The sequence below is a fragment of the Actinocorallia lasiicapitis genome, assembly GCF_054778695.1.
In genome coordinates this window covers 1-8998 of sequence record NZ_BAAGZI010000246.1, presented here as the reverse complement: position 1 = coordinate 8998, position 8998 = coordinate 1, and the positions used below count along the sequence as shown (strand labels likewise).

Annotated in this window: 8 protein-coding genes, 2 pseudogenes and 1 riboswitch; of the genes and pseudogenes, 8 read left to right on the top strand and 2 right to left on the bottom strand. The window is 69.7% G+C overall.

Annotated features, from left to right (window positions below):
• The 3 genes and pseudogenes from ACYVE7_RS23100 to ACYVE7_RS23090 form a co-directional block, all read left to right on the top strand.
• Positions 1 to 265 (top strand): annotated as a pseudogene (locus ACYVE7_RS23100) (hypothetical protein); the annotation flags it as partial.
• Positions 266 to 364: 99 nt separating this feature from the next.
• On the top strand, positions 365 to 1378 hold the full coding sequence (locus tag ACYVE7_RS23095; RefSeq protein ID WP_460367100.1) for a glycoside hydrolase family protein: 1014 nt from the start codon (positions 365 to 367) through the stop codon (positions 1376 to 1378).
• Between the two features lie 17 nt (positions 1379 to 1395).
• Complete coding sequence (locus ACYVE7_RS23090) at positions 1396 to 2415, top strand: glycoside hydrolase family protein (RefSeq protein ID WP_460367099.1); 1020 nt, start codon at positions 1396 to 1398, stop codon at positions 2413 to 2415.
• Positions 2416 to 2462: 47 nt separating this feature from the next.
• Here ACYVE7_RS23090 and ACYVE7_RS23085 read toward each other — a convergent pair whose 3' ends face one another.
• Positions 2463 to 3209, bottom strand: a complete 747-nt coding sequence (locus tag ACYVE7_RS23085) for a CbtA family protein (RefSeq protein WP_460367098.1) — start codon at positions 3207 to 3209, stop codon at positions 2463 to 2465.
• Positions 3209 to 3397 (bottom strand): CbtB domain-containing protein, encoded by a 189-nt coding sequence (locus tag ACYVE7_RS23080; RefSeq protein ID WP_460367097.1) that lies wholly within the window; start codon positions 3395 to 3397, stop codon positions 3209 to 3211. Before ACYVE7_RS23080 ends, ACYVE7_RS23085 begins: the two co-directional genes overlap by 1 nt.
• A 35-nt stretch (positions 3398 to 3432) precedes the next feature.
• A riboswitch (cobalamin riboswitch) is annotated at positions 3433 to 3579 on the bottom strand.
• A gap of 74 nt (positions 3580 to 3653) precedes the next feature.
• Between ACYVE7_RS23080 and ACYVE7_RS23075 the strand changes: the two genes are divergently transcribed.
• The 5 genes and pseudogenes from ACYVE7_RS23075 to ACYVE7_RS23055 form a co-directional block, all read left to right on the top strand.
• Positions 3654 to 4703 carry a 3-isopropylmalate dehydrogenase gene (locus ACYVE7_RS23075; protein WP_460367096.1) on the top strand — a complete coding sequence of 350 codons (1050 nt, stop codon included), beginning with the start codon at positions 3654 to 3656 and terminating at the stop codon, positions 4701 to 4703.
• Positions 4704 to 4847: 144 nt separating this feature from the next.
• Entirely contained in the window at positions 4848 to 5939 is a 1092-nt protein-coding gene (locus ACYVE7_RS23070) for a branched-chain amino acid aminotransferase (protein ID WP_460367095.1), read from the top strand.
• 190 nt (positions 5940 to 6129) lie between these two features.
• Entirely contained in the window at positions 6130 to 7704 is a 1575-nt protein-coding gene (gene cimA / locus ACYVE7_RS23065; RefSeq protein WP_460367094.1) for a citramalate synthase, read from the top strand.
• Between the two features lie 57 nt (positions 7705 to 7761).
• The gene (locus ACYVE7_RS23060; RefSeq protein ID WP_460367093.1) at positions 7762 to 8037 is read left to right on the top strand and encodes a GNAT family N-acetyltransferase; all 276 of its coding nucleotides are present in this window, start codon (positions 7762 to 7764) and stop codon (positions 8035 to 8037) included.
• A 346-nt stretch (positions 8038 to 8383) separates the two neighbouring features.
• Positions 8384 to 8998 (top strand): annotated as a pseudogene (locus ACYVE7_RS23055) (hypothetical protein); the annotation flags it as partial.

Here is an 8998-nt window from a genome sequence, read left to right as displayed (position 1 = left end):
GGCGGCGGGCACCCGCGCCTGGGTGCTGGTGCAGCGGTGCGACCAGGTCCGCACGCCCGCGCTGCGCACGGCCGCCGTCCCCGACCTGTCCCGCGTCCAGTACGAGATCGCCGAGCTGGTCGCGGCGGGCACCACCGAGCACGAGATCGCCGAACGCGTCCAGCTCCCGCCCCGGATGGTCGCGGAGCAGCTCGTCGAGATCTGCGCGAAGCTGGGCGTCTCGGGACCGGAGCGACTGGCGGTACTCCTGTCACCTTCCGTGTGATTTCTCCTGAGAAGTAACAGAACGGTCGAGGTCTGTGAGAGGGTTCAACTCCCGGATGATCGAGAGGCGACGCTCGCGATGGCTCACACCCGCCGATTCTTGGGGATCACCGCGGCCCTGATGGCCGCGTCCGTCTTCGCCACCGCCTGCAGCGGCGACCCCGAAGACGTCACCTTCACCCCGACGCCCGACGCGACCGCCGTGGAGCCCTCGGGCGACACCCCGAAGCAGCAGCCGGGGCCCAAGGTCGTGGCGCTGCCCGCCGCCGAGGACATGCCCGCACCCGCGATCCAGCCCAAGGGCACGGGCGGCGGAGCCGGCGACAAGAAGAAGCCCGGCGGCAAGAAGAACGACGGCGACGGCAGCAACACGCCGTCGGTGCCCAGGACCGGCAACTGCCTCAAGGGCGTCGGCATGTGGGACATCACCAAGAAGGCGCTCACCGACTCAGGCTCCTGCTGGTACTACTCCTGGAGCACCGACGACTGGTACGGCGCGCCCGCCGGCACCGAGTTCGTCCCGATGATCTGGGGCCGCCGCGACCTGGGCAAGATCGGTCAGGCCAAGGGCGGGAACCTGCTCGGCTTCAACGAGCCCGATCTCGGCGGCGAGGCCAACCTCAGCCCCGAAGAGGCGCTCGACCTGTGGCCGCAGCTCGTCGCGACCGGCAAGCGGCTCGGCAGCCCGGCGCCGTCCTGGGGCGGCGACCGTCCCGGCGGCTGGCTCGACCGGTTCATGCAGGGCGCCAAGCAGCGCGGGCTGCGCGTCGACTTCGTCGCGCTGCACTACTACGAGGACACCTTCGGTGACGGCACCAACGTCGCCGAGCTGAAGCAGTATCTGACCAACGTCCACAACCGGTACGGCAAGCCGATCTGGCTGACGGAGTTCGCGCTGATGAACCTGGTCGGCGGCCAGAAGTACCCCGAGCAGTGGCAGCAGGCGAACTTCGCCAAGGCCGCCACCAAGATGCTGGAAGGCCTGCCGTTCGTCGAACGCTACGCCTGGTTCGCGCTGCCCACCAGCCGCGGCAACCAGACCGGCCTGTTCAACGACGACGGCTCCCCGACCGCGCCGGGCCGCGCCTTCATGCAGGCCGCCCGCACCCGATGACGAGAGACCCCCACTCCATGCCCTCCTCGCGCCGGCTGCTCGGGCTGACCGCCGCCCTGACGTCCCTGTGCCTGCTGTCCGCCGCGTGCAGTGGCGGGGAGCCGGGGGCCGTGTTCACGCCGACGCCCGAGGCGTCCGTGCCGAAGAGTGCGGGGAAGCCTTCCGGCAAGGCGGAGGACCGGGGGAAGGTCGTGGCGCTGCCCGCGCCCGAGGCGATGCCCGCGCCAGGGCTCCAGCCGAAGGGCACCGGGGGCGGCACTCGCGGGAAGAAGGACGGGGGCAAGCAGAAGACGCCGCCCTCCATCCCGAAGACCGGGAGCTGTATGAAGGGCGTCGGGACCTGGGACATCACCAAGAAGGCGCTCACCGGCTCCGGCTCGTGCTGGTACTACACCTGGAGCCCGAACGACTGGTACGGCGCCCCGCCCGGCGTCGAGTTCGTCCCGATGATCTGGAGCGCGAAGGACATCGGGCAGGTCGGCCAGGTACAGGGCAGGACCCTGCTCGGCTTCAACGAACCCGACATGGCGGGCCAGGCGAACATGTCCGTCGAGCAGGCGCTCGACCTGTGGCCGCAGCTCGAGAAGACCGGCAAACGGCTCGGCAGCCCCGCACCCGTCTGGGGTGGCGACATCCCCGGCCGCTGGCTCGACCAGTTCATGCGCGGCGCCGAGCAGCGCGGCTACCGCGTCGACTTCATCGCCCTGCACTTCTACACCAAGAACTTCGACACCGCGACGGCCGTCAGCGAGCTCAAGGGCTATCTCGAACGGACCTACGCGCGGTACCGCAAACCGATCTGGCTGACGGAGTTCGCGCTGATCAACCATGAGGGCGGCATGTTCTACCCGCCGCTCTGGCAGCAGGCCGCGTTCGTGAAGTCCGCGACGTCGATGCTCGCCAAACTGCCCTACCTCGAACGCTACGCCTGGTACGCGCTGCCCAACACGCGCAACAACCCGACCGGGCTGATGGACGGCGACGGCAACCCCACCGAACCGGGCCGCGCCTTCATCGACGCCGCCCGCACCAAATAGCGGAACGGGCCCCGCAGCCTGCGGAGCCCGTTCCCTGCAGCGGTCGATCAGGCGTCGACGGACTCGGGTGTCTTCGCCTTCTGCGCGGCCCGCAGGCCCAGGAAGCCGAAGGCCGCGCCCAGCATCGTCCAGAGGATCGTGGACGACGCCACGGCCAGCGCCCGGAAGTTCCAGAGCAGGTCCGCGGGGACGGGCAGCGGGTCGTCGTTGTCCGGCAGCAGGAAGGTCAGGGCCAGCGCGACCACGACCAGCGCCACCGCCGCCGACTGGCGGACGTGTTCCGGCCGCCCCTTCAGCGACGCGTACAGCCGCCAGGCGACGAACACCGCGATCAACCCGATCGCGATCGCCGCCGTCCAGCCGTACGAGCGGGAGTCCAGCGACTCGGGGTCGCCGACCCCCGGCGGGTTGGCCGGGTAGCGGAGGAAGGGCAGCAGATAGAAGCCCAGGTAGGCCGCGCCGGCCAGCCCGAGGGAACGTTCCCAGGGGCGGGTCGAGGCGGATCGGTGGAAAAGGGCCCAGTACAGGACGGCGAACAGGACGCCGAAGGCGATGCCCGCGCCGACCGTGGCCAGGATCAGGCCGAGGTGCTGCTCGGAGCGGGTGAACACCTCCTCCATCTCGTCGACGGTCATGCCGGTGGTCTCGGCGGCGCTGCGCTGCGACTCCAGCTCGACCGCGCGGTCCATGGTGGGTTCGGCCACGAAGAAGGCGAAGGCGCCCGCCACGAGGCCCGCGAAGGCACCGGAAAGCACTCCCCGGCCGATCAGGCGGGGGAGGATCTCGTTGCTCATCAGTGGCAGGGGGCGCCGAGCAGGTGGCGACCGTCGTGCGCCAGCTCGTGCAGGTAGGTCTGCGGCGCGTACAGCAGCGCGTAGAGCGTCAGCAGAGAGAAGAGGACGGCGAACGCGATGACGGCGTAGGTGCGCAGGTTTCCGACGACGGGTCGGACGTCCACCTGCGTCTGGTCCATGGCGGACATGAGTGTGGGGTCTCCTTTCGGGGTGCCTCGCCCCGATGATGGGAGGACGACGGGTCAGTCTCCTGACTTCCGGGCCCCCGCGAAGGGGGCCGGTCACAGTGGCGGGACCGTCCCGGGATCACACCGGGTTCCTGCACACCGTCGCCTCTTTATGCATTTGTCCCCCTGAGCCTCCCTTGCGGGGGGCACGCCGTCAAGCTTCTCGACAGGTGAGATGGATGCCCGAGAGGTGAGACGGATGTACTAGGCTGCGCCCATGGCAGCTCGCACAATCCGTCTCGCAGTCGTCGCAGGTGACGGCATCGGCCCCGAGGTCGTCGCCGAAGGCCTGAAGGTCCTCGACGTGATCGCCGGTCAGTACGACCTCGCGATCGAGAAGACCACCTACGATCTCGGCGCCGCCTTCTGGCACCGCACCGGTGAGGCCCTGCCCGACGCGGTGCTCGCAGAGATCAAGGGCCATGACGCGATCCTGCTCGGCGCGATCGGCGACCCGACCGTCCCGTCCGGCACCCTGGAGCGCGGGCTGCTGCTGCGCCTGCGGTTCGAGCTCGACCACTATGTGAACCTGCGGCCGGTCAAGCTGTTCCCCGGCGTCACCACCCCGCTGGCGGGCGTCGGCCCCGACGACATCGACATGATCGTCGTCCGGGAGGGCACCGAGGGGCCGTACACGGGCGTCGGCGGCGTGATCCGCAAGGGCACCCCGCACGAGGTCGCCACCCAGGAGAGCGTCAACACCGCCTTCGGGGTCGAGCGGGTCGTGCGGTACGCGTTCGAGCTGGCCAACGGCCGTCCGCGCAAGAAGCTGACCCTGGTGCACAAGGACAACGTGCTGACCTTCGCGGGCGAGCTCTACCAGCGCCTGGTGCGCGAGGTCGGCGTCGAGTTCCCCGACGTCACCACCGACTACGCCCATGTCGACGCCGCGACCATGTACTTCGTCAACGACCCGGGGCGGTTCGACGTGATCGTCACCGACAACCTGTTCGGCGACATCATCACCGACATCGGCGCCGCGATCGCCGGCGGCATCGGCCTGGCGGCGTCCGGCAACGTCAACCCCGACCGCACCGCGCCGTCGATGTTCGAGCCCGTCCACGGCTCGGCCCCCGACATCGCGGGCCAGCAGAAGGCCGACCCGACGGCCACGATCCTGTCGGTCGCCATGCTGCTGGACCACCTCGGCCTGCCCGAGGCCGCCCGCAAGATCGAAACCGCCGTCGGTGAGGACCTCACCGAGCGCACCGGTCCCCGCTCGACCTCCCAGGTCGGGGACGCCATCGCCAAGCGAGTAGCCGGGTAGGCGGCAGCCTGCCCCTCAGTAAGAAGGCGTGCCGCGAGCAAGATCCGCGGCACGCCTTCTTCGTGTGCCGCGGAAGGTGAGATAGAGACCACAATGGAGATTGCCGGTATCGTCCATACCGGTGATCCGGGAGAGGTACGACACATGATCGAGTTCGACGTCAACCTTGTTGACCAGCGCAAGTCCGCCGAGGAGCGCGAGGCGCTGCTGGCGAATCCGGGCTTCGGCCAGATCTTCACCGAGCACATGGTCACCATCGAGTGGTCGGGCGCGGAGGGCTGGCACAACGCCCAGCTCAGGCCGTACGGCCCGCTCGCCCTCGATCCGGCGACCAAGGTCTTCCACTACGCGCAGGAACTGTTCGAAGGGCTGAAGGCCTACCGGCAGCCGGACGGTTCGATCGTCTCCTTCCGTCCCGAGGCCAACGCCGCGCGGTTCAACCTGTCGTGCGACCGGATGGCCATGCCGCGGCTGCCCGAGGAGACCTTCGTCAAGGCCCTGGAGCTGCTGGTCGACGCCGACCGCGACTGGGTGCCGACCCGTGAGGGCCACAGCCTCTACCTGCGGCCGTTCATCATCGCGACCGAGACGGGCATGGGCGTCAACGCCCCGTCCGACAAGTACCTGTTCTGCGTGATCGCCTCGCCGTCGGCCGCGTACTTCTCCGGCGCGATCAAGCCGGTGTCGGTCTGGCTGTCCACCGAGTACACGCGGGCCGCTCCCGGCGGCACCGGGTTCGCCAAGTGCGGCGGCAACTACGCGGCGGCGTTCGTGGCGCAGCAGCAGGCCGTCACGCAGGGCTGCGACCAGGTCGTCTGGCTCGACTCCGCCGAGCACCGGTGGATCGAGGAGATGGGCGGCATGAACATCTTCTTCGTGTACGGCTCCGGCCCGGACGCGCGGATCGTCACCCCGCCGCTCACCGGCACCCTGCTGCCCGGCATCACCCGCGACTCGCTGCTGCGGCTCGCACCCGACCTGGGGATCAAGGTGTCGGAGGAGAAGGTCAGCACCGGCCAGTGGCGCGAGGACGCCGAGTCCGGCGCGCTGACCGAGGCGTTCGCCTGCGGGACGGCCGCGGTGATCACCCCGATCGGCCGGGTCAAGGGCGAGGACGGCGAGTTCACCCTCACCGACGCGATGGGCCCGGTCACGGCCCGCCTCCGCGAGGAGCTCGTCGGCATCCAGTACGGCGACCGCCCCGACCCCTACACGTGGATCACCAAACTGGCCTGACGGCCATCTCATATCGCGAGACCGATGTGACGGTTGAGCTACCCGTGTGTAACACTGCTCGTGTTATGCGCACCGACCTGATCATTATCGGACGGCGCGTCGGCTGATCACTAGGACGAAGCCGGCGCGCAGACCTCTCACGTCCCGTGGGGGGTCTTTTTGTTTGCCGGGTCTGTGAGGGGAATTCCAGATGAACGACGCATTCCATGTTTACGACACCACCTTGCGCGACGGTTCGCAGCAGGAGGGGTTGAACCTGAGCGTCCAGGACAAGCTGGCGATCGCCCGGCATCTGGACTCGCTCGGCGTCGGATTCATCGAGGGCGGCTGGCCGGGAGCCAACCCCAAGGACACCGAGTTCTTCAAGCTCGCCCAGTCCGAGCTCGACCTCAAGCACGCGCAGCTCGCCGCGTTCGGCGCGACCCGCCGGGCCGGTCTGAAGGCCGCCGACGACCCTCAGGTGGCCGCCCTGCGCGAATCCCGCGCGCCTGTCGTCACACTCGTGGCCAAAAGCCATGACAGGCACGTGGACCTGGCCCTCCGCACGACCCTGGCGGAGAACCTCGCGATGATCCGCGACACCGTCTCCCATCTGCGTGCGGAGGGCCAGCGGGTCTTCGTCGACGCCGAGCACTTCTTCGACGGCTACAAGGCCAACCGGGCGTACGCCCTGGAGGTCGTGCTGGCCGCCGCGGAGGCCGGCGCCGACGTCGTCGCCCTGTGCGACACCAACGGCGGGATGCTCCCCGACGAGCTCGCCGACGTCGTCCACGACGTGGTCTCGGCGGGCGCCCGGGTCGGCATCCACTGCCACGACGACTCCGGGTGCGCCGTCGCCAACTCGATGGCCGCGGTGAAGGCCGGCGCGACCCATGTGCAGGGGTGCGCCAACGGGTACGGGGAGCGTTCCGGCAACGCCAACCTGTTCACCGTGGTCGGGAACCTGCAGCTCAAGCGGGGGATGGATCTGGTGCTGCCGGAGCAGCTCGCCGAGATGACGCGGATCGCGCACGCCGTCTCGGAGATCACGAACGTGTCGCTGGCGTTCCAGCAGCCCTATGTGGGGCATTCGGCGTTCGCGCACAAGGCCGGGCTGCACGCGTCGGCGATCAAGGTCGATCCGGACCTCTACCAGCACATCGACCCGATGGCCGTGGGAAACGACATGCGGATGCTGGTGTCGTCGATGTCGGGGCGGGCGTCGGTGGAGCTGAAGGGCAAGGAGCTCGGCTACAACCTGACCAGCGAGAAGGCCGCCGAGGTCGTCACGCGCGTCAAGGACCTGGAGGCGCAGGGCTACACGTTCGAGGCCGCGGACGCCTCGTTCGAGCTGCTGCTCCGCGAGGAGCTGGCGGGCACGCCGACCAGGTACTTCACCGTCGAGTCGTGGCGGGTGATCGCCGAGCAGCGTCCCGACGGCTCCCAGGTGTCCGAGGCGACGGTCAAGGTGCACGCGAAGGGCGAGCGGATCGTCTCGACGGGCGAGGCCAACGGCCCCGTCAACGCCCTCGACAAGGCGCTGCGCACCGCGCTGGAGCGGCTCTACCCGGAGCTGGCCTCTCTGGAGCTGGTCGACTTCAAGGTCCGCATCCTGGAGGGCTCGCACGGCACCGACGCCGTCACCCGCGTCCTCATCGACTCCTCGGACGGCAAGGCCGAATGGGGCACGGTCGGCGTCGGCGAGAACATCATCGCGGCGTCCTGGCAGGCGCTCGACGAGGCCGTCACCTACTGCCTGCTCCGCGCCGGCTACGACGCCGGCTGACGCCCCGACTGATCACCGACCCGACTGATCGCCCCCGGATCGGGTAGAACGACGATCATGTCTGACGTCAAGGTCTCCGACGACACCGCCCGTTCCCAGTACGAGATCCACGTGGACGGCCAATTGGCCGGTTTCTCGCGCTATGTGGTGGAAGGTAACACCATCTCCTTCCACCACACCGAAATAGACCTCGCCTACGAAGGCCAGGGCCTGGGCAGCGAACTCGTCAAATCCGCCCTTTCCAACGCCCATTCCCGCGGCCTGAAAATCACCGCCACCTGCCCTTTCGTCCGCGAATACCTCAAACGCCACCCCGAAATCGCCACCTCTTAAACGGGCCTTTCCCGCAAGGGGGCGGCGCTTTTCTCAGGTCTGCTTGGGCCCCGCCTGCTGCACGACCTCGAACGACCACACCTCGGCCGCCGACGAAGCCGGCCCCCCCATGCCCGTGGCCCCCCGGCGCCGGGGCGAGGGCGCTGAAGGCACGTGCTCTTGTGCCGATTTTTTGTCGGGAGTCGGCGGCGAGGGCGGGCGGTATGAACTCCTGGCGGGTGGGGGGGCGTCGGACAGGGGGAAGAGGCTATGGGTGGAGGGTGCTGTGGGTGGCGAGGGTGGGGACGGGGCGGCGACGCCGGGGGGCGGTGGGCGGACGCCTCGGCCTGATGTGCGGGTGGCGCCGGTGACGATCACGGACTCGCCGATGTCGGTGGTGGGGGAGGCCGCGGGGGAGCAGACCCTGGCGGATGTGGGGATGGTGGTCGGGGAGACGGTGACGGATCGGGGGGTGGTGGCGGCCGGTTCCGAGGTCGGGGTGGAGGCTACCGAGGAGTTGTTGCGGCCCAAGCCGGACGTGCTGTTCGCGGCCGCGCCCGTGGCCGAGGCCGGGGTGGTGGGGCGGGAGGTTTGGGAGGCGCCCGACGCGCCTACCGGGCCGCAGGCCGTGGTGGGGATGGACGGGCTGCCGGTGGGGGACGAGTCGGCGACCCGGCCGGTGGCGGCGTTCGCGCTGCCCGGAGCGGGGGAGCCGGTCGGCGGCGGGGCGCCGCCGCTGGTGCCGGGGATGCGGGACGTGCCTCCCGAGGGGTGGGTGGAGCCCGGCGCGAGGAGGTCGCGGACGGGTCTGGTCGTGGTGCTCGTGGTGCTGGTCGGGTTGCTGGCGATCGGAGCGGCGGCGTTCCTGTTGTGGCCGTCGGGGAGCGACGGGAAGAAGGTGCCGCAGGCCGCGCCCGTCGCCTCGGGGACGGGTAACGCGGCCGAGGGCTCGCCCGCGGTGGAGCCGTCCGGGAGCGCGCGG

Excerpts from the sequence above, each read along its gene's own strand:
- ACYVE7_RS23090 (WP_460367099.1), top strand. The coding sequence starts at position 1,396 with ATGCCCTCCTCGCGCCGGCTGCTCGGGCTGACCGCCGCCCTGACGTCC.
- ACYVE7_RS23085 (WP_460367098.1), bottom strand. The coding sequence starts at position 3,209 with ATGAGCAACGAGATCCTCCCCCGCCTGATCGGCCGGGGAGTGCTTTCC.
- ACYVE7_RS23080 (WP_460367097.1), bottom strand. The coding sequence starts at position 3,397 with ATGTCCGCCATGGACCAGACGCAGGTGGACGTCCGACCCGTCGTCGGA.
- ACYVE7_RS23075 (WP_460367096.1), top strand. The coding sequence starts at position 3,654 with ATGGCAGCTCGCACAATCCGTCTCGCAGTCGTCGCAGGTGACGGCATC.
- ACYVE7_RS23070 (WP_460367095.1), top strand. The coding sequence starts at position 4,848 with ATGATCGAGTTCGACGTCAACCTTGTTGACCAGCGCAAGTCCGCCGAG.
- cimA (WP_460367094.1), top strand. The coding sequence starts at position 6,130 with ATGAACGACGCATTCCATGTTTACGACACCACCTTGCGCGACGGTTCG.
- ACYVE7_RS23060 (WP_460367093.1), top strand. The coding sequence starts at position 7,762 with ATGTCTGACGTCAAGGTCTCCGACGACACCGCCCGTTCCCAGTACGAG.